Annotated in this window: 23 protein-coding genes; 14 read left to right on the plus strand and 9 right to left on the minus strand. The window is 69.6% G+C overall.

Features of this window, described 5'->3' with window-relative positions; genetic code table 11:
* The first annotated feature begins 66 nt into the window (after positions 1-66).
* Complete coding sequence (locus tag M3Q23_04620; protein ID MDP9341396.1) at positions 67-309, plus strand: hypothetical protein; 243 nt, start codon at positions 67-69, stop codon at positions 307-309.
* On the opposite strand, the gene M3Q23_04625 is transcribed toward M3Q23_04620, so the two are convergent.
* Genes M3Q23_04625 through M3Q23_04645 form a run of 5 tightly spaced genes read right to left on the minus strand, consistent with a single transcriptional unit; the run spans position 275 to position 4,280 of the window.
* Entirely contained in the window at positions 275-1,027 is a 753-nt protein-coding gene (locus M3Q23_04625) for a thymidylate kinase (protein MDP9341397.1), read from the minus strand. The two genes, M3Q23_04620 and M3Q23_04625, sit on opposite strands and share 35 nt — an antisense overlap.
* 4 nt (positions 1,028-1,031) lie before the next feature.
* Complete coding sequence (locus tag M3Q23_04630) at positions 1,032-1,778, minus strand: thymidylate kinase (protein ID MDP9341398.1); 747 nt, start codon at positions 1,776-1,778, stop codon at positions 1,032-1,034.
* Between the two features lie 22 nt (positions 1,779-1,800).
* The gene (locus tag M3Q23_04635; protein MDP9341399.1) at positions 1,801-3,291 is read right to left on the minus strand and encodes a Ppx/GppA family phosphatase; all 1,491 of its coding nucleotides are present in this window, start codon (positions 3,289-3,291) and stop codon (positions 1,801-1,803) included.
* Between the two features lie 54 nt (positions 3,292-3,345).
* Entirely contained in the window at positions 3,346-3,867 is a 522-nt protein-coding gene (locus tag M3Q23_04640) for a histidine phosphatase family protein (protein MDP9341400.1), read from the minus strand.
* Positions 3,868-3,869: 2 nt separating this feature from the next.
* Positions 3,870-4,280: an arsenate reductase ArsC gene (locus M3Q23_04645; protein MDP9341401.1), complete on the minus strand. Its 411-nt coding sequence runs from the start codon at positions 4,278-4,280 to the stop codon at positions 3,870-3,872.
* A gap of 311 nt (positions 4,281-4,591) precedes the next feature.
* On the opposite strand from M3Q23_04645, the gene M3Q23_04650 reads away from it, so the two are divergent.
* The 6 genes from M3Q23_04650 to M3Q23_04675 all read left to right on the plus strand — a co-directional run bounded on the left by M3Q23_04650 (position 4,592) and on the right by M3Q23_04675 (position 10,007).
* Complete coding sequence (locus tag M3Q23_04650) at positions 4,592-5,665, plus strand: substrate-binding domain-containing protein (GenBank protein ID MDP9341402.1); 1,074 nt, start codon at positions 4,592-4,594, stop codon at positions 5,663-5,665.
* Positions 5,666-5,769: 104 nt separating this feature from the next.
* Complete coding sequence (gene pstC / locus M3Q23_04655) at positions 5,770-6,723, plus strand: phosphate ABC transporter permease subunit PstC (protein MDP9341403.1); 954 nt, start codon at positions 5,770-5,772, stop codon at positions 6,721-6,723.
* The gene (gene pstA, locus M3Q23_04660) at positions 6,723-7,682 is read left to right on the plus strand and encodes a phosphate ABC transporter permease PstA (GenBank protein ID MDP9341404.1); all 960 of its coding nucleotides are present in this window, start codon (positions 6,723-6,725) and stop codon (positions 7,680-7,682) included. Before pstC ends, pstA begins: the two co-directional genes overlap by 1 nt.
* Before the next feature lie 49 nt (positions 7,683-7,731).
* The gene (gene pstB, locus M3Q23_04665; GenBank protein ID MDP9341405.1) at positions 7,732-8,559 is read left to right on the plus strand and encodes a phosphate ABC transporter ATP-binding protein PstB; all 828 of its coding nucleotides are present in this window, start codon (positions 7,732-7,734) and stop codon (positions 8,557-8,559) included.
* Positions 8,556-9,242 carry a phosphate signaling complex protein PhoU gene (gene phoU / locus M3Q23_04670; protein MDP9341406.1) on the plus strand — a complete coding sequence of 229 codons (687 nt, stop codon included), beginning with the start codon at positions 8,556-8,558 and terminating at the stop codon, positions 9,240-9,242. Before pstB ends, phoU begins: the two co-directional genes overlap by 4 nt.
* Before the next feature lie 27 nt (positions 9,243-9,269).
* A complete protein-coding gene (locus M3Q23_04675; protein MDP9341407.1) occupies positions 9,270-10,007 on the plus strand; it encodes a response regulator transcription factor in 738 nt (245 codons plus the stop codon).
* 16 nt (positions 10,008-10,023) lie between these two features.
* Here M3Q23_04675 and M3Q23_04680 read toward each other — a convergent pair whose 3' ends face one another.
* Positions 10,024-10,623, minus strand: coding sequence for a nitroreductase family protein (locus tag M3Q23_04680; protein ID MDP9341408.1), 600 nt, complete (start codon positions 10,621-10,623; stop codon positions 10,024-10,026).
* A gap of 149 nt (positions 10,624-10,772) precedes the next feature.
* On the opposite strand from M3Q23_04680, the gene M3Q23_04685 reads away from it, so the two are divergent.
* From M3Q23_04685 to M3Q23_04695, 3 genes are read left to right on the plus strand one after another with little or no spacing between them, the layout of a single operon-like run.
* Positions 10,773-11,390 (plus strand): DUF47 family protein, encoded by a 618-nt coding sequence (locus M3Q23_04685; GenBank protein MDP9341409.1) that lies wholly within the window; start codon positions 10,773-10,775, stop codon positions 11,388-11,390.
* A 27-nt stretch (positions 11,391-11,417) separates the two neighbouring features.
* On the plus strand, positions 11,418-12,404 hold the full coding sequence (locus M3Q23_04690; GenBank protein ID MDP9341410.1) for an inorganic phosphate transporter: 987 nt from the start codon (positions 11,418-11,420) through the stop codon (positions 12,402-12,404).
* Positions 12,401-12,595 (plus strand): hypothetical protein, encoded by a 195-nt coding sequence (locus tag M3Q23_04695; GenBank protein MDP9341411.1) that lies wholly within the window; start codon positions 12,401-12,403, stop codon positions 12,593-12,595. The genes M3Q23_04690 and M3Q23_04695 overlap by 4 nt, the downstream gene beginning before the upstream one ends.
* A 15-nt stretch (positions 12,596-12,610) precedes the next feature.
* Here M3Q23_04695 and M3Q23_04700 read toward each other — a convergent pair whose 3' ends face one another.
* Positions 12,611-13,234, minus strand: a complete 624-nt coding sequence (locus tag M3Q23_04700) for a DUF47 family protein (GenBank protein MDP9341412.1) — start codon at positions 13,232-13,234, stop codon at positions 12,611-12,613.
* A 110-nt stretch (positions 13,235-13,344) separates the two neighbouring features.
* Between M3Q23_04700 and hppD the strand changes: the two genes are divergently transcribed.
* From hppD to M3Q23_04715, 3 genes are all read left to right on the plus strand, one after another.
* The gene (gene hppD, locus M3Q23_04705; GenBank protein MDP9341413.1) at positions 13,345-14,457 is read left to right on the plus strand and encodes a 4-hydroxyphenylpyruvate dioxygenase; all 1,113 of its coding nucleotides are present in this window, start codon (positions 13,345-13,347) and stop codon (positions 14,455-14,457) included.
* Positions 14,458-14,648: 191 nt separating this feature from the next.
* On the plus strand, positions 14,649-14,927 hold the full coding sequence (locus M3Q23_04710) for an excalibur domain-containing protein (protein ID MDP9341414.1): 279 nt from the start codon (positions 14,649-14,651) through the stop codon (positions 14,925-14,927).
* 149 nt (positions 14,928-15,076) lie between these two features.
* The gene (locus M3Q23_04715) at positions 15,077-16,105 is read left to right on the plus strand and encodes a 13E12 repeat family protein (protein ID MDP9341415.1); all 1,029 of its coding nucleotides are present in this window, start codon (positions 15,077-15,079) and stop codon (positions 16,103-16,105) included.
* 149 nt (positions 16,106-16,254) lie between these two features.
* On the opposite strand, the gene M3Q23_04720 is transcribed toward M3Q23_04715, so the two are convergent.
* Together M3Q23_04720 and M3Q23_04725 are read right to left on the minus strand one after the other, a co-directional pair.
* Positions 16,255-17,556, minus strand: a complete 1,302-nt coding sequence (locus M3Q23_04720) for a PQQ-binding-like beta-propeller repeat protein (protein MDP9341416.1) — start codon at positions 17,554-17,556, stop codon at positions 16,255-16,257.
* A complete protein-coding gene (locus M3Q23_04725) occupies positions 17,553-18,071 on the minus strand; it encodes a sigma-70 family RNA polymerase sigma factor (GenBank protein ID MDP9341417.1) in 519 nt (172 codons plus the stop codon). Before M3Q23_04725 ends, M3Q23_04720 begins: the two co-directional genes overlap by 4 nt.
* A gap of 162 nt (positions 18,072-18,233) precedes the next feature.
* On the opposite strand from M3Q23_04725, the gene M3Q23_04730 reads away from it, so the two are divergent.
* Positions 18,234-18,473: helix-turn-helix domain-containing protein (locus M3Q23_04730; GenBank protein ID MDP9341418.1), on the plus strand; the 240-nt coding region annotated here is incomplete at its 3' end.

The raw sequence follows: 18,473 nt of genomic DNA on the forward strand, positions 1-18,473 counted from the left end.
GAAGCCGGATGGCCGCCGCCTCTGCCCGCCGAGGCCCTGGAGAAGGAGCGGACGCCCCGGGACGCGGTGGAGGCCGTGGAGGCCGTGAAGGCCATCCGGGCCCAGGCGGGGAAGGCGGTGGTGGCCCTGGTCGGCCACGAGCCGAACCTGACCGAGCTCGCTTCCACGCTGCTGGTGGGGGACGCCTCGACGGTTCGGATCGACCTGGACAAGGGCGGCGCGATGGCCCTCGGCCTCGACCAGGGCCTGGCTCGAGCCACGCTGCGGTGGCTGGTCACGCAGGAGGCGCTTCGGACCCTCGGGCGATGAGGTCGGGGGCGGCGAGGCCCGCCTCCGTCCCCATATCCCGGATGACCTCCTCCACCACGGCCCGCACCGAGCGGAACACGTCGGCCACGCTCTCCCGTGCGTTCACCACGGAGAAGTCGTGGCGCTCCGCCAGGCGGCGGAACTCCGCCAGCAGCAGACGCTGGTATTCCACGAAGCTGTCGTACACCGACCCGTTGGGCAGGAAGTCCTGGCCCGACTCCCAGTAGTCAAACCCCGTGCTGCCGACCACCCGCGGCAGCAGGTGGTCGACGTCGATGTCCAGGTAGATCACCCGGTCGGGGACCAGGGCGAACCCGTACAGGTCCTCCATCCACTGCACCGAGACCCCCCGCACGGCGGCCCGGGCGATGAGCGAGAAGATGTAGCGGTCGGCCAGCACGACCATCCCGGCCCGCAGGCCGGGGAGGATCTGGCGCTCCAGCCGGTCCCAGAAGTCCGTGGCGTAGAACAGGTTCAGGGTGATCGCGTCGAGGGTGTGTCCCTCCTTGGCCCGCTTGATGCCCGGGCCGGCCAGGTCGGAGCGGACCAGGCCGGTGTCCAACACCGCGTAGCCCATCTCCTCGATCCATTCCTTCAGCAGGGAGACCTGGGTGGAGCGGCCGGCCCGGTCGGTGGCCTCGATCACGATGAGCCGCCCCGGCACGACGTCGCCCTCGATGCCGGGAGGCCGGTCCCCGTAGAACTTCAGCTCGGTCACGCGCTCACACCCCCGAGGCGGGACGGCCCACCAGGTACCGGCCGATCAGGCCGGTCTCCCGGAGCGCGTCCCGCACGCCGGCCTCGTCGATCCGCACCACGCCGTCCAGGTGCGGCCGCACCAGCTCCCGCATCTCGTGCTGCTGGCGGATCAGGTTGGCCGTGGCGTCCATCCGGACCAGCGAGTACTCGTCCGCCAGCCGGTCGTACTCCGCCTTGATCAGCCCCTGGTACATCCGGAACGACTCCTCGGGGTCGGGGCTGAGGCCGAGGTCGAGCCCGGCTTCGTAGTACCTGAACCGCATCCGCCCCTCGCTGATGCGGCGGATGGCCTCGGGGAGCGGGACGTCGAAGTAGAAGGCCAGGGTGGGGGGGACCGCGAACGAGTACAGCCGGCGGAGCCACGACCGGCTGACGCCGCGGACGGCGTCACGGGCGAACGCCGTGTAGACGTAGCGGTCCGCCAGGACGATGGCCCCGGCCTGGAGCGCCGGCAGGATCTGGGCGTGGATCCGGTTCGCGAAGTCGGCCGCGTGGATCAGGCTGAACGAGACGGGGGACAGGAGCCGCCGCCGCTTTCCCCGGCGGGTGGTCGCCTTCACGATCGGAGAGGAGTTCCACTCCGTGAACACCACCAGGTAGCCCTGGCTGACCAGCCACTTGTACAGCAGGTCGAGCTGCGTGCTCTTGCCCGATCCGTCGATCCCCTCGACGATGAACAGCCGGCCGGGGAACTCCACGTCGCTCACCACCGCTTCCACGTTGACTCCCCGTTCAATCCGCCTGGATCACCAGCTTCTTCCCGAACGCCCTGGCGAAACGACCGGCGAGGGACTCTCGGCGCCAGGGGTCGTGGATCGGCGCCAAGAGCACCACGCTCTTTCGCCGCACCTCACAGATTACCTCCGGCGCCTCCCCGGGCGGGAGCCGGTGCTCCATCTCGTCGGCCAGCTCGAGGATCGCGCTCTCCCGGGCCACGAGCCCGCCGTCCGCGGAGGTCAGCAGGGGCCGGTAGTCCTGCCACCGCGTGCCCTCGTCGCCGGCCCCCTTGATCACGGTCGCCAGCAGGGCCAGCTCCCGGTGCGAGAAGCCGGCCAGGTCGGCCTCCGTGACGATGTCGGCGGCGTGCACGTGCCGGCGGTAGTAGTCGACGCTCCGCCCGATGTCGAGCACCACGGCGGCGTGGGCCACCCGCTCTCGGGCGGCGGCGTCGACCTCGCCGTCCAGCGATTCCAGCAGCGCCGTCCCGATCTCCGCCCGGCGGGAGGCCCGCTCCGAGCTCCAGGCCGGGAACCGCGACACCAGAGCCAGGACCGAAGCCTCCCGGGCCTCGGCGGCCGGCGAGGGCGACAGGGACAGCGCGTCCAGGGCCACCCCTTCCCGGAGGCCCTGGCCCGACACGATCAGCCTGGACGCACCGGCTGCCTCCAGCATGGCCAGGGTGGCCAGGGCTCCGCCCACGATGGAGTCGGCCCGGTCCCGGTTCAGCCCCGGAACCGACCGGCGACGCGACAGCCGGCGCGACGCCAGGAGATCCGCGAGGTCCTGCACGCGCTTTCGGGCAAGGACGTACCCGTGGAGGCGGGGGATCGGATAGCGGGTCCCCTGCCGGTCCACCTTGGCCAGGTTCCGGATGGTGCCGCCCGTGCCGATCACGCCCTCGTCCGGCCCCAGCGGCTCGATCCCCGCGCCCGCCAGCGTCTCGGCCACGTGGTCGCGGAGGGCCTGGATCTCGTCCCCGTCCGGCGGGTCGCTCTCCAGGAACCGGTCCGACAGGCGCAGGCTCCCGAGGGGCAGCGTCCACGACCGGACCATCTCCCGATGCTCGAAGCGGGAGACCTCCAGGCTGCCGCCGCCGACGTCCACCACCAGGCCCGATTCGACGTCCAGGCCGTGGACGGCCCCCAGGAAGGCGAACCGGGCCTCTTCGTCGCCGTCGATGATCCGGACCTCCAGCCCGCTGCCGCGCCGGACCTCCTCCACGAGCTCCTCGCCGTTGTCGGCCTCGCGGACAGCCGACGTGGCCACCACCACGATCCGGGACGCCCCCGCGCCCTCGGCGATGGAACGGAAGTCGCGGATCGCCTCCGTGGTCCGGCGCACGGTCTCCGGACCGAGCCGGGAATCCTTCCCCAGGTCACGGGCCAGGCGAAGAGGGGACCGGCTGTCGGCGAGGACCTCCAGGTGCCGCCCCGGCCCGATCCGGATCACCACCACACGGCCGGAGTTCGATCCGATGTCGATGACGGCGAGCGCTCGTTCCATGCGTGCGGGACCCCTGCGGCGGGAGGGTGGGGCGGCCGAGCGCAGAATAGGTTTCTACCCCAGGTCCCTGGGCACGACGAGCTCGACCAGCTCGGCCCGGCCCCGGTCGAGCTCCTTCCAGGGCGACTCCAGGATCCGCAGGGTGGCCAGGGCGGCGGTGGGGAACTTCGCCTCCAGCCTGGCCCGCTGCTTGCCCCGGGCGGCCAGGGTCAGCGCCAGGAACTGGAGGCCCGGGTTGTGGCCGATCACCATGACCGACTGGACGGAGGCCGGGACCCGCCGCAGCCTCGCCAGCAGGTTTCCCTCGTCCGCCCCGTACAGCGAGCGCTCCACCTTGATGGCGACCGCCTCGCCGAACGCGGAGGATACCCCCTCCAGGGTCTGGCGAGCTCGCAGCGCGGACGAGCACAGCACGAGCGACGGCTGGATCCCCGATTCCCGAAGGTGCTGCGCGATCTTCTTGGCGGCCTTGCGGCCCCGGGGGGACAGCGGCCGCTCGTGGTCCTCCAGCCCGGGGTCGTCCCAATCCGACTTGGCGTGCCGAAGGAGGTAGAGGTAGCGGACCGGTGTGGTCATGCTCAGGCCGGGGCCGGAATCAGCTCTGCCAGGAGGGCACGGACCCGCCGCTCGATCTCGTCGCGGATCTCGCGGACCTCGGCCAGCGACCGGCCGGCCGGGTCGGGAAGGTCCCAGTCCAGGTACCGCTTGCCGGGGTAGACGGGGCAGGCGTCGCCGCACCCCATGGTCACCACGACGTCGGCGGCTTCGACGGCCCCGGTGGCGAGGGGCTTCGGGAACTCCTTTGACAGGTCCAGGCCCACCTCCTCCATGGCCTCGACCACCCGCGGGTTGATCTCGCCGGCCGGGGTGCTGCCGGCGGATCGGACGCGCACGCGCCCCCGTGCGACCTGGTCGAGCAGCGCCGCCGCCATCTGGCTTCGGCCGGCGTTGTGCACGCACACGAACAGGACCTCCGGTACGTCGTTCATGGGACCGTTCGCAGTGTAGGGGCTGGAGCGAGCACCCACGCCGGAAGCCACCTCGGGCCGGCAACTCTTCGGGGCCCGTTCACGTGCCGTTCATCTTCGCGCTCCGGCCCGTTCATCTGGCCCCGATAGCGTCCCGGCCGTGGATGTCGGGCGCCTCACGATGAAGGACACCCACGCACGCCAAGCCCGTGCAGCCGCGGGGTTCCGCGGCTTCCCCGGGAGGGGCTTCGGCCTCCGCCACCTTTCCCCGGCCCCCACCGAAGCCCCTCCCGGGGATGGGCCCCAAGGAGACGACGAAGGAGGAGTTGAGCATGCGTAGATCCACCAGAAGGGCAGCCGGCCTCGCGTTGGGGTTGGCTGTCGTCCTGCTCGCTGCGGCATGCAGCAAGAACAGCACCACCACGAATGGGAGCACCGGGCCGTCCGGCGCCACGAACACCAGCCCTTCCGGGCCGGTCACCGGATCGGTGAAGGTCTCCGGGTCCTCCACCGTCCTGCCCATCAGCCAGCTGCTGGCCCAGGAGTTCTCGCAGCAGAACTCTGCCGTACAGATCAGCGTGGACGGGCCGGGCACGACCGACGGGTTCGTCCTGTTCTGCAAGGGCCAGACCGACATCAACGACGCGTCCCGGGCGATCTCGTCCGATGAGGTCACGGCCTGCAAGCAGGGCGGGGTCGACTACATCGAGCTCGCGATCGCCTACGACGGCATCACCGTGATGACCAACCCCGCGAACACGTCGGTCAACTGTCTCAGCAAGGCCGACCTCTATGCGCTGATCGGACCGGAGTCGAAGGGCTTCAAGAACTGGTCCGACGCCAACGCGCTGGACAAGCAGCTCGGCGGGGCGGGGAACTTCCCCAACGAGCCCCTCGACCTCGTCGGCCCCGGCCAGGAGTCCGGCACGTGGGGATCGTTCATCGACCTGGCCCTCAAGGACATCGCCGACTCGCGGAGCCAGCCCGACGACACCACCCGCCCCGACTACCAGTCGTCGGCGAACGACAACGTGATCATCCAGGGCATCGAGGGCTCGCAGTCGTCGCTCGGGTGGGTGGGATTCGCCTACGCCGAGGCCAACGCACAGCAGGTGAAGATCCTGGGTGTGTCGCCGGACGAGAACAAGGGCGGCGGGGGGAACTCCGACTGCGTGACGCCGAGCCGGGACACCATCGCCAACCAGTCCTACCCGCTGTCGCGGACGCTGTACCTCTACGTGAACAAGGCCAAGGCGCAGGGCAACCCCGCGCTGCGGGCGTTCGTGGACTTCTACCTGACCGACGCCGGCATCACGACGGGCGTCCAGCAGGCCGGATACGTCGACCTGCCGAGCGACCAGATCTCCAAGACCCGATCGACCTGGAGCAGCTTCGAGGGTGCGTAGCGCGATTCGAGCCGGGCGGGCCAGTCCGGCCGGAGATGGAACCGATGCGGGGGCCGGGTTGATCCCGGCCCCCGCTCCCGGCGTTTCCGGGGGGTAGGGGAGGCATGGCACAGCTCGAGATCACGGCGCCCGCCCGGCTGACCGCCGCCGACCTGGCCGGCAGCGCTCATCGTCGCCGGAAGGAACGGGCCATCCGGATCGCGTTCATGGCCGCGGCCGGGTTCTCGATCCTGGTCAGCGCGCTCATCGTCGTGTCGCTCCTGGGCAAGGCGGTGCAGTTCCTGACGCTCATCCGTCCCTCACAGCTGCTCGCCGGAGGCTGGTTCCCACGTCAGGGGGACTTCGGAATCTCGACGCTGCTGGCCGGGACTTTGATCGTCTCGGTGATCGCGATGCTCGTCGCAGCGCCGCTCGGCCTCGGTGCCGCGATCTACCTCTCGGAATACGCGCGGCCCCGGGCCCGCCGGGCCCTCAAGCCGATCCTCGAGACCCTGGCCGGGATCCCGAGCGTGGTCATGGGGTTCTTCGCCCTCAACGTGATCAGCCCCCGGTTGGTCCAGGCGCTGTTCGGTCGGGCCACGTCGATCTTCAGCCTCGCGGCCGCCGGCATCGGGGTCGGCATCCTGGTCACGCCGCTCGTCGCGAGCGTGGCCGAGGACGCGATGTTCGCCGTGCCGCGGACGTTGCGGGAGGCCGCGTACGGGCTCGGCGCCAAGAAGCGCGTCACCAGCCTGCGAGTGGTCTTCCCGGCAGCCGTCTCCGGCATCGTGGCCGCCCTCATTCTGGGCATCTCGCGGGCCATCGGTGAGACCATGGTGGTGGCGATCGCCGCCGGAGCGACCGGAGGCTCGCTGTTCACCCTGAATCCCCTGCACTACGGCCAGACGATGACGACGGCCATGAGCTCGCTGGCGATCGGATCCGATGCCGTCGGGGGGAATTCGGCGGCTGCGGCCTTCCCCAGCCTGTTCTTCGTGGGCCTGGTCCTGTTCGTCCTGACCCTGCTGCTGAACATCGCGGCGAACCGCTTCGTTCGCCGCGTGCGGAGGCGGTACTGATGGCGTGGCGGTCCGATCCGGCGAGCGGCGTCGTGGCCGTGCCCGACACGACGGCCACGCGCATCGTGCGGGCGGCCCTGCGCGGCAAGCGATTCCGCATCGGCGACTACGTCGTTCAGATCCTGTTGCTGATGACGCTGATGGTCGCGCTCGGTGTCCTCGTCGTGCTCCTCGGCAACGTGGCGGTGCGCGGGATACCCGTGCTGGCCGATCGCGGAACCAGCTTCCTCACGTCGACGAACTCGACGTTCCCCTTCCTGGCGGGCGTGAAGCAGGCGGTCGTCGGCTCGCTCGAGCTGCTGGCCATCGTGCTCATCTTCGCGGTCCCGCTCGGCGTCGGGGCCGCCGTGTACCTCGAGGAGTACGCCAGGGACACCTGGATCAACCGTATCCTCGTCACGAACGTGCGGAACCTCGCCGGTGTCCCGTCCATCGTCTACGGCATCCTGGGCCTGATCATCTTCGCCGAGTTCCTGAAGCCGCTGACCGGCGGGCTGACGGTCATCTCCGGTGGGCTGACCCTCTCTGTGGTGGTCCTGCCCATCGTCATCATCACCTCGAGCGAGGCGCTGCGAGCCGTGCCGAACAGCATCCGGGAGGCCGGGTTCGGGGTCGGGGCGACCCGGTGGGAGGTCATCCGGAGCCACGTGCTCCCGTCGGCCGCTCCCGGCATCTTCACCGGGGCGATCCTCACCCTGGCCCGGGCGATCGGGGAGACGGCGCCGCTGCTCCTGGTCGGCGCGCTGCTGGGGTTCTTCGCGCCGGGCAACGTGGGGTTCTTGGGGCAGCTCCGTGGCCCATACACGTCACTGCCAACCCTCATCTTCAGCTGGTCCACGCAGGCCGATCCCAACTTCCGGAATCTCACCGCAGCTGCCATCATCGTGCTGATGGCCGTGCTGCTCACGGTCAACGCGGCCGCGATCGTGCTGAGGAACCGGTATGAGCGAAAGTGGTGAACACGTGGACGCATCGACCGTGACCCGTTCCGACCCGTCCGAGCGGTCCATCCACCTCGAGCGCACGGCGCGAGAGCGCGCCACCGAGGTTCCCGACGACGCCGAGGTCGTATTCGAGGTCAAGGACCTGGGGGTCTCCTACGGGGGCGTCCGCGCCGTGGAGAACGTGAGCCTCGACGTGTACGAGAAGCAGATCACGGCGCTGATCGGCCCGTCGGGCTGCGGCAAGACGACGGTCCTGCGATGCCTGAACCGGATGAACGACCTCATCGACGTCGCCCGGGTGGAGGGGACGATCCGGTACCACGGCGTGGACCTGTACGAGGCCGGGATCGACCCCGTCGAGGTTCGCCGCCGCATCGGCATGGTGTTCCAGAAGCCCAACCCCTTCCCCAAGTCGATCTACGACAACATCGCGTTCGGTCCGAAGATCGCCGGGTTCAAGGGCAACATGGACGAGCTCGTGGAGGAGTCGCTCACCCGCGCGGCGCTGTGGGACGAGGTGAAGGGCAAGCTGAAGACCTCGGCCACGGAGCTCTCCGGGGGGCAGCAGCAGCGGCTGTGCATCGCCCGGTGTATCGCGGTCCAGCCGGACGTGATCCTGATGGACGAGCCCTGCGCGTCGCTCGACCCGATCGCCACGCTGAAGATCGAGGAGCTGATGTACCAGCTGGTGTCCGACTACACGATCGTGATCGTGACCCACAACATGCAGCAGGCCGCCCGGATCAGCGATCGCACCGCCTTCTTCACCGTGGAGGTCAAGGACGACGGCCCCCGCGTGGGAACGGTGGTGGAGTACGACCTGACCGACCACATCTTCACCAACCCGAAAGACCCCCGAACGGAGGACTACGTGACCGGGCGATTCGGATGAGAGAGGAAACGCGCCGCCGCTTCCACGACGACCTGGCTCAGCTCCAGGCCACACTGTACCGGGAGGCGGACCTGGCGACGACGGCGGTGGCGCGCTCGGTCGAAGCGCTGGTCCACCGCAACAACGAGCTGGCCCATGCGGTGATCGACGGGGACGACGAGGTCGACGAGTGCTATCTGGAGATCGAACGGCACATCCTGGAGATGATCGCGCTCCAGACACCCGTCGCGACCGATCTCCGGCTCGTGTCGGCGATCCTGCACACGAACCTCCACCTGGAGCGGGTCGGCGACCAGGCCGTGAACATCGCCAAGATCTACCTGCTCACGCAGGACCTCCCCACCGACTCCACGATCCTGTCGCACCTCCAGGAGATGTCCGACATCGTCTGCCGGATGCTCCGGACGGCGATCGACTCGTTCGTGCGCCGGGACCTGGAGCTGTGCCTGCGCCTGCCGGAGATGGACGACCCGGTCGATCTGCTGAACCGGGGGATGTATCTCCAGGTCCTTCGGCTGGCCGGCCACCCCGCGGCCCTGGAATGGGGGATCCAGATGAACGTCGTCGCTCGGCAGCTCGAGCGTGTGGGCGACAACGCCGTGGACATCGCGGAGCAGGTCGGGTTCCTGCTGACGGGGGAGTTCCGCGAGTTCACCGACGCATCCCACCTGATTGAACCGTAGGCGGCCGGCCGCTCACCGGGGAGTTCCGTGAGCTCACCGACGCCTCCCAGCCCGCGACCGGCCCCCAGCGGCGAGGCCCTCGTCCTCGTGGTGGAGGACGAGCCGGCCCTGGCCGAGACCGTCCAGTACTCGCTCCAGCGCGAGGGATTCCGGGTGGCCGTGGCCGAGGACGGGGCAACCGCGGTGGAGCGGTTCCGCGCCGAACGGCCGTCCCTGGTGCTGCTCGACCTGATGCTGCCCCAGCTGGCGGGGCTGGACGTCCTGCGGCTGATCCGCTCGGAGTCCGACGTGCCCATCGTGGTCCTCACGGCCAAGGACTCGGAAGCGGACAAGGTCGCCGGCCTGGAGCTGGGGGCCGACGACTACGTCACCAAGCCCTTCTCCATGCGGGAGCTGACCTCGCGGGTCCGAGCCCACCTCCGCCGGGCGGGGATGGCGAAGACCCCTGCCTCGCCGGAGCCCGGCTCGGCCCTGGAGGGCGGGCCCGTGGCCATGGACACCGACCGGCACGAGGTGCGCATCCGTGACGAGCTGGTTCCCTTGCCCCCCAAGGAGTTCGAGCTGCTGGAGCTCCTGCTGGCCCGGAAGGGCCGCCTGCTGACCCGCGACTACCTGATCGAGGAGGTGTGGGGGGCGGACTACGTGGGGGACACCCGGACCCTGGACGTCCACGTGAAGCGCCTCCGCCAGAAGATCGAGGAGGACCCCCACCGGCCGGTGCACCTGATCACGGTGCGCGGGCTGGGCTACCGGTTCGTGGACTGACCGGAGCGCCGGGCCGTCACCACCGGCCCCAGTGCGCGACCTCGTCCAGCGCTCGCCGCTGAAGGCGGCGGGAGGACCCGGGGCGCCGCTCCTCGGGGGCCGGATAGCCGAACCCCAGGGCTCCGATGGGCCGGACGCCCGGCGGGACCCCCAGGCGGGCCAGCAGCCCGCGCTCGCCGTGGAAGATCCCGAACAGCCAGCCCCCCAGGCCCTCGTCCACGGCCGCCAGCAGCATGAGCATGGCCGCCATCGCCGCGTCGACGTCCCAGTACGGCACCGGCCATCCCTCCTCGACCTGCATCCCCGCCCCGGCCTTGTCCGGCCGCGAGTAGCGCTCGAGGTAGGCCTGCTTGTTCGACAGCGGGAGAACGATCACCGGAGGTCCGGCGGCGAGGTCGGCCGGCTTCCAGGGCCAGTCGGGCTCATCGGTCGCGGCCCAGAAGCTCGCCACCTCCCCGGGCGTGCGCAGGACCAGGAAGTCGACCCCCTGGCTGAACCCGGCGGACGGACCCCGCCGGCCCGCGTCCAGGATCCGTCGCAGGTTGGCCTCGGGAACCGGCCGCTGCTCGAAGCTCCGGACCATCCGCCGCCGCCTGACCACGGTCGTGAACTCCACGCCACCTCCTCGGATCTCGTGTTCCGCCTCCCGGCCCAGCCGGCCCGCGGGGATGGTCTCACGCCCCCGAGGCGTGCGGCCGGTTGGACAGCCGGCCGTGCCGCTCGATAGCCTCCGCACCGTTTCGCCCGACCACAGGAGACCGCGGCGTGCCGTTCCAGGCCATTCCCAGGGAACAGTCCTTCTTCGGGCTGTTCGAGAGGGCGGCCGCGAACGTGGCCGAGGGCGCCCGCGAGCTGGCCGCGCTGACCGCCGACCTGGGCGGTGCGGAGTCGGCCAGCGCTCGCATCCGCGACATCGAGCACGAGGGCGACGAGCTCACCCACCGCATCATGGCCACGCTCAACACCACGTTCGTGACCCCGTTCGACCGGGAGGACATCTACCGGCTGGCCACGGTGCTGGACGACATCCTCGACGCCGCTGAGGCCGTGGCGGACCTGCTGGTGCTGCACCGCATCGAGGAACCCCTTCCCGAGCTCCGCCAGCAGGCCGACGTACTGGTCCGTTCCACCCAGGCCATCTCGCAGGCGGTGGCGCGGCTCCGATCGCTGAACGGCCTGAACGGCTACCTCATCGAGATCAACCGCCTGGAGAACGAGGGCGACCGGATCTACCGCAAGACCATCGCGCGGCTGTACTCGGGCGAGTTCCGGGCCATGGAGGTCCTGAAGTGGAAGGACATCCTGGACCAGATGGAGACCGCCATCGACGGTTGCGAGGACATCGCCAACGTCATCGAGTCCATCACCCTCAAGCATGCCTAGCCTCCCCGCGGCGCGAAGCGCTCGACCGTGACCGCGGTCGTCCTGGTGGTCCTGGTCGCGCTGGCGTTCGACTTCTTCAACGGGTTCCACGACGCGGCGAACTCGATCGCCACGGTCGTCTCCACGCGGGTGCTCTCGCCGCGGCTGGCCGTTGCCTGGGCGGCGTTCTGGAACTTCGCGGCGCTGCTGCTGGGGACGAGCGTCGCCGCCACCATCGCCACCGGGGTGGTGCAGCCCGACGTGTTCACGGTGGGGGTCATCTTCGCCGGCCTGGTCGGCGCCATCGCCTGGGACATCATCACCTGGTACTTCGGCCTTCCCACCAGCTCATCGCACGCGCTGGTGGGCGGCATGATGGGAGCGGCGGTGGCCAGGGCCGGGTGGCACTCGCTGATCGGTGACGGCATCCGCAAGATCGCCGTGTTCATCGTGCTGTCGCCGATCATTGGCCTGCTGCTGGCCTTCACCATCATGACCACGGTGTTCTGGGTGTTCCACCGGTACCGGAAGGTCGACAAGCTGAACCGGGGCTTCCGCCGGACCCAGCTGGTGTCAGCCGCCGGCTTCAGCCTGGGCCACGGGACCAACGACGCCCAGAAGACCATGGGCGTGATCCTGGCCCTGTTGATCGCCACCCATCACCTTCCGCCGGATGCCGGGGTCCCCTGGTGGGTCAAGATCGCGGCGCTCACGGCGATCGCCGCGGGGACCGCCTTCGGCGGCTGGCGGATCGTTCACACCATGGGATCGCGCATCACCAAGCTCCAGCCGGTGGGCGGGATGAGCGCCGAGGCCGCCGCGGCGGCCACGCTGTTCTTCACCGCGCACGCCGGCATCCCGGTGTCCACGACGCACACCATCACGGGCGCCATCGTGGGGGTGGGGACCACCCAGCGGCTTTCCGCGGTGCGGTGGGGCGTGGCCGGCCGGGTGGTGTGGGCGTGGATCCTGACCATCCCGGCGGCGTTCGCCATCTCGTGGGTCACCGAGCTGATCGTGCGAGCCCTGTCGTGAGAATCGGTCGGCGGGCGTGGTTCTTCTTCGCCACGGCGGCGGTGTGCCTCCTGCTGTACCCGGCCAACTTCCCGGAGTTCCGGTGGGTGAACCTGGCCGCGACGGGCCTGGCCGCGTTCTGGGGGATCATGCTCTCGATCGAGGCGCTGGCCGGACGGGGCCGGGGCGAGCGCAGCGCCGGTCTCGACTGAAGCGCGCTCGGTGCGCTACGCGTGCTTCAGGACCGACGACTCGATGATGTTGGCCACGTTCTCCAGGCCGTCGACGGCCCCCTCGAGGTTCTCGATGACGTCCTTCCACTTCAGGACGTCCATGGCCTTGTAGTCGCCCGAGAACAGGTCCGCCACGGCGCGGCGGTAGATGCGGTCGCCCTCGTTCTCCAGGCGGTTGATCTCGACCCAATAGGGCTCCAGCTTGTCCCGGTCCATGCGCGGGAACACCTCCAGGGCCTGCTCGGTCTGCTGCGCTCCCCGGAGCAGCACGTCGGCCAGGGCCTTCATCTCCGGTAGGGGCTCCTCGATGCGATGCAGCACGAACAGGTCGGCCACCGCGTCCACCGAATCCAGGACGTCGTCCAGCGCGGACGCCAGCGCGTAGATGTCCTCACGGTCCATGGGGGTGACGAACGACGTGTTCAGCCGGCGGATGATCTCGTGGGTGACCTCGTCGCCCTCGTGCTCGCGGTCCTGGATCCGCCGGGCCTTGGCCTCGACGTCGGTGTAGTCCTCGATGAGGTCCTTCAGCATCTCGGCGGCCGTCCGCAGGTTCCGGGCGGACTCCGCGAACAGTCGGAAGAACTCGTCGGTTCGCTGGGAGATCTTGAGCTTCACCGGGGCTCCTTCCTGGTCATGCGGTGGACACTCTACGGAGCCTGCCGCCGTCAGGCCATCGGGCTCGGGCCCGGCATACACTGGACGCAGGACGAGCCGGAGGTCGAACCATGCCAGACCAGGACCAGCACGAGGACTTCATGCCCCTCCAGGGCATTGACCACGTCGAGTACCACGTGGGGAACGCGCGACAGGCCGCCTACTACTACTCGAAGGCGTTCGGGTTCAAGGTGACCGCGTACTCGGGGCCCGAGACCAAGGTTCGGGACCGGGCGTCCTGGGTGTGCGAGCAGGGCGACGCCCGCTACGTCTTCACCGGCGGCATGGGCCCGGAGAGCCCCGTCGTCCAGCACGTCGCGCTGCACGGCGACGGCGTCCGGGACGTCGCGCTTCGGGTGCCGGACGCCACGCACGCCTACGAGGAGGCGCTGCGGCGAGGGGCGGAAGGCGCTCTTGAGCCGACCATCCTGGAGGACGACCACGGAAAGGTGGTCCGGGCCTCCATCAAGGCCTACGGCGAGACGCTGCACTCGTTCGTCGAGCGCGAGAACTACTCGGGCGTGTTCCTGCCCGGCTACCGGGCCGAGGAGGCCTATCCGGACGACGGCCCGCCGGTCGGCATCAAGGGCATCGACCACGTCGTGTGCAACGTCGAGCTCGGGAAGATGCAGGAGTGGGCCGACTACTACGCCCGCATCCTGGGGTTCTCGCTGCTGGTGCACTTCCGGGACGACCAGATCTCCTCGGAGTACTCGGCCCTGATGTCGAAGGTCATGTGGGATGGGGATGGACGGGTCAAGTTCCCCATCAACGAGCCGGCACCGAGCAAGAAGAAGTCCCAGATCGAGGAGTACCTGGACTTCTACCGCTCGCCGGGCGTTCAGCACATCGCGATGGCCACCGACGACGTCATCGGGTCGGTCACGGCGCTCCGCCAGCGTGGCGTGCGGTTCACCCGCGTGCCGCAGACGTACTACGACGCGTTGTGGAACCGCATCGACCAGGTCCAGGAGGACCACAGGGCCATCGAGCGGCTGGGAATCCTGGCCGACCAGGACGAGGAGGGGTACCTCCTCCAGATCTTCACCCGCATCCAGCAGGACCGCCCCACGGTGTTCTACGAGCTGATCGATCGGCATGGCTCCCGCGGCTTCGGACTGGGCAACTTCAAGGAGCTGTTCATGGCCATCGAGCGCGAGCAGGACGAGCGCGGCAACCTGTAGGCCCCGTCCCGGTGGCTGGGGCCGGGGACGGCCCGGCTCCCTGCTCAGACATCCTCGCTTCGCTTCGCTCGCTGCGGAACTCGCGATGAGCCGGGCCGTCCCCGCCTTCCGACAGGCTCCGCGTACTGGTTCATGGCGCCGTCCTGCTACGATCCGCGGTCCCGGTCAGCCAATCGAAGGGAACTCTCCCCATGCGACGGACTGTCGTCACGGCGCTTGCCACGCTCGCGCTGCTGGTGCTCGGTGGTGCCTTGGGTGCACAAGCCTCGAGCCACAGCCCGGCAGCGCATCAAAAACACTGCACCAAGGGCTATTCGCCGTGCTTGCGCAACCTCCATGGGGCCGACTACGACTGCTACGGCGGTTCGGGGAACGGTCCGTATTACACGAAGTCCGGCGTGGCCTATCGGGTCACGGGCTCCGATCCCTACGACCTCGACAGCAACAACAACGGACAGGGTTGCGAGTAGGCGATAGACGGCGTCGTCTCGCGGGGCCCGATTTTCCGCTCCTGCGAAAGAAACCTCGCCAGGTGTGATGCATTTCACTGACAACCGAACGTGTGTTCGGTACCTTTGACTCCACCTTCCCCTGTGAGCCACAACTGAAGGAACGCGCGGTGTACGGGAAGTCCGACCAGCAGCTCATCCAGTCCGCCGACGGGGTTCACCAGTGTATCTCGTCGTCCCAGCGTGAGCTGTTCCGGCTGATCGCGGAGGTGGACCGCCGGGAGGCCTGGTGGGACTCCGGGGCCCGGGACATGGCCCACTGGCTGTACATGCGCTACGGCATCTCCGACTGGAAGGCCCGCCGGTGGATCGCCTCCGCCCATGCCCTGGAGGAGCTCCCCCTGATCGGGGAGGCCTTCGCCACAGGCGTCCTCGGCATCGACAAGGTGGTGGAGCTGACCCGGTTCGCCACCCCCGACACCGAGCGGCGGCTGATCCCGTGGGCCACCCGGGTGGCCCCCGGCTGCATCAGGCGCCGGGCCGACGTGGAATCCCGCCAGGTGATCGAGGGTGCCGCGGACGCCGAGAGGGACCGCAGGCTGTCGTGGTGGTACTTCGACGAGGGACGGCGGTTCGGGATGGAGGCGGAACTCCCCGCGGCCCATGGTGCGGTGGTGGCGAGGGCCCTGGAGCGGGTGGCGGAGACCATTCCCGTGATGCCGGGAGAGGATGGTCCCTTCGATGTCCACGCCCGCCGGGCCGACGCCCTGGTAGCGGTGTGCTCGTCCCGCCTATCCGCCGATCCCGACCCGGACCGGGCCACCGTGGTGGTGCACGCCTCGGTGGGCACCCTGGCCTCCGGTGGTGGGGCCGAGATCGAGGGGGGCGGGGTCCTCCACCCCCACACACTTGACCGTCTGCTGTGCTCGGCCAGGGTCCAGGCCGTGATGGAGGACCGATCAGGCGATCCGGTGCACCTCGGCCGGATGAGACGGGAGCCGCCAGCATGGATGTTCCGCCAGCTCCGGTACCGGGACTCCGAGTGCCGGTTCCCTGGATGCGGGGCGCGGCGATTCACCCAGGCCCACCACATCGTGTGGTGGGGAACACGGCGGTCGCACCGACCTCGACAACCTGGTCCTGATCTGCTTCTTCCACCACAAGCTGGTGCACGAGCACGGGTGGACCATCCGCCGTGAGCAGGACGGCACCGTCCGGTGGTTTCACCCCGACAGGACCAGATACCGGGCGGGCCCCGCCCCACCGCGAGCCGAGGTGGGACGACAACCAGCGCTTTCAGCCGCCGTCTGAGGTTGGAGGGCCTGGTTCGGCACGGGCCGCGTCTCTCTCACGGGCTCTTTCGCCCTGCGAGCGCGAACAGGGTTCCCGATCGCGTTGGGACGAGAACGATGCGGTGGGTCCACACCACCGGCTCGAGGGTCCGGGAGCCCAGCGTCATGTGAACGAGCGGGTCTGCCTTCCCGCGGGAGATGGCGGAGGCTGAGAACGCGTAGATCCCGTCGCCCGAGCAGACGAAGACGATGCCTCCCGTGACCGCCGGGCTCTGGCCGATTGGCCCGCCCGTCCGTCCGAACCACGTGGGTTGGCAGGCCCCCCCGTCCGTTCGGCAGAGCGCCGGGAAGTCGTACACGCGGCCGTCGTCCGATCCGACGTACACCGCGTCACCGGCGACGACCGGAGCCGACACGATGGCGCCGCCGGTCCTGCCGACCCACAGCGGCCGGCAGGCGCCGGCGTCCTGAGAGCAGGCCGTCGACACCGCGTACAACGAGCCGTCGCCGCCGCCCACGTAGACGACGTTGCTCGAGACCGCCGGCGGGCTCGACAGCGCCGTGGCGGGGTGGAAGCCATCCGTGAGCGGGCTGCAATCGGCGCCCCCGGTTCCGCAGTCCGCGGCGAAGGGGAGCAGGCGCGTCGAGCTCGAGTCCCACACGACATCCCCGGAGACGGCCACCTGCACCGGGAGGTGCTGGTCGGTCCCCGCGACCCACGAGGCCTTGCAGACCGCTCCGCCGCTCCCGCAATCCACCGGGAACGCGAGCAGGCGACCCTGGTTCGAGACGACGTACACGGATCCGGCCGCCACGGTGGGGGGTGTGGAGGCCGTGCTCCCGGTCTGCCCGGTCCACAGGGGCTCGCAGGTGGTCCGGCATGACCTCGGGAACGCGTACAACGTCCCCGTGCTCGTGTGGACGTAGACGCGTCCGCCGGCTGCGGCGGGCTCAGTGTTCACGAGTCCGTCGAGCTGCGTGGTCCACACCTCCGATCCATCGACCGGGTCGAGGGCCACCAGGGTGCCGGAGGTGGTCCCCACGTAGACGGCGGTTCCGTCCGAGGTGACCGAGGAGCCGCTGAGCCCGCCGGTCTGCCTCTGCCAGACGACGGAGATTCCTGAAACGTTGCCCGGTCCGATCGCCGGGTAGGACGGAGCACGTTCGCCGCCCAGGCCGCTCAGCGCCCGGAAGCCCAGCCACGCGCCCGGCACCGCCACGAGCACGGCGACCACCAACGCGGCGGCACGCCGTCGGGCCTCTCGCCGACGCCGGCGCCGCCGGACGCCGTCGAATCCCTCCGTGGGAGGCGGAGCGCCACGGGCGATCCGTTCCAGGATCTCCTCGGGTTCGCTCATTCCGCCCGTCCGATCCGGTCCCGAATCGCGGCGCGCGCCTGGGTCGTCAGGGCCCGAACGGTGCTGGCCCGGATTCCAAGGACCCTGGCGGCGTCGGCGGGTTCGTACCCGAGGAATGCTGTCAGCACGATGGCCTGCCGCTGGCGAGGGGTGAGGTCCACCATCGCCAGCCGAAGGTCCTCGGCCAGGTCCACTTCCGCGAACCGGTCGCGCGGGGGGCCGGGACGTACGACCTTGCTGAGCGCCATCCGCGCGCGCCGGTATCCCATCCGGAAGGTGTTCATGGCGGTCCGGTAGAGGTAGGCGACAGGGTCGTCCGGGGGCCCGCGCCGGGTCCATCGCTCCCAGACCCTGACGAACGTCTCCTGCATCAACTCCTCCGCCTCATGGCTCCCGCCCGTCAGCAGGTAGAGGGCCCGGTACAGCCGGTCGTGCTCGGCCTCGTAGAAGGCCTCGAAGGGTTCCGCGCCCGCACCTGGCTCGTCCGCTCCCCGTCCGTCTATCCCTGGATGCACGGAGCCCGGCTGTCGCTTAGACGGTTCCCGGCGCACCACGGGAGCATGATGAGGGGGAGGGGAGGAGTAAAGCCGCGAAGGCCCTCTCTAAGCTAAGTGGTCGCCACCATAATTACACCGACGTAAGTTGTAGGCTATGGTTTCCTCCGAGAGGAGGGTGCCATGCCGAGGAAGAGCCCGTACAAGATCGTCCTCGACCCGGCCACGCGGAGGATCCTGGAGACGCGAGCTCGGAAGTATACGTCGGCGTATCGAGATGTGGTCCGGGCGCGGACCGTTCTCATGGCCGAGAAGGGGATGGACAACGACGAGATCGCCCTGCGCCTGAACACCACCCGCGACGTCGTCTCCATGTGGCGCAAGCGCTTCTTCGAGGAGGGCCTTGAAGGGCTGCAGGAGCGG

It is taken from the genome of Actinomycetota bacterium (assembly GCA_030774015.1).
In the GTDB taxonomy this organism is placed as follows: domain Bacteria; phylum Actinomycetota; class UBA4738; order UBA4738; family JACQTL01; genus JALYLZ01.

Excerpts from the sequence above, each read along its gene's own strand:
- M3Q23_04635 (MDP9341399.1), bottom strand. The coding sequence starts at position 3,291 with ATGGAACGAGCGCTCGCCGTCATCGACATCGGATCGAACTCCGGCCGT.
- M3Q23_04640 (MDP9341400.1), bottom strand. The coding sequence starts at position 3,867 with ATGACCACACCGGTCCGCTACCTCTACCTCCTTCGGCACGCCAAGTCG.
- M3Q23_04645 (MDP9341401.1), bottom strand. The coding sequence starts at position 4,280 with ATGAACGACGTACCGGAGGTCCTGTTCGTGTGCGTGCACAACGCCGGC.
- M3Q23_04650 (MDP9341402.1), top strand. The coding sequence starts at position 4,592 with ATGCGTAGATCCACCAGAAGGGCAGCCGGCCTCGCGTTGGGGTTGGCT.
- pstC (MDP9341403.1), top strand. The coding sequence starts at position 5,770 with ATGGCACAGCTCGAGATCACGGCGCCCGCCCGGCTGACCGCCGCCGAC.
- pstA (MDP9341404.1), top strand. The coding sequence starts at position 6,723 with ATGGCGTGGCGGTCCGATCCGGCGAGCGGCGTCGTGGCCGTGCCCGAC.
- phoU (MDP9341406.1), top strand. The coding sequence starts at position 8,556 with ATGAGAGAGGAAACGCGCCGCCGCTTCCACGACGACCTGGCTCAGCTC.
- hppD (MDP9341413.1), top strand. The coding sequence starts at position 13,345 with ATGCCAGACCAGGACCAGCACGAGGACTTCATGCCCCTCCAGGGCATT.
- M3Q23_04710 (MDP9341414.1), top strand. The coding sequence starts at position 14,649 with ATGCGACGGACTGTCGTCACGGCGCTTGCCACGCTCGCGCTGCTGGTG.
- M3Q23_04720 (MDP9341416.1), bottom strand. The coding sequence starts at position 17,556 with ATGAGCGAACCCGAGGAGATCCTGGAACGGATCGCCCGTGGCGCTCCG.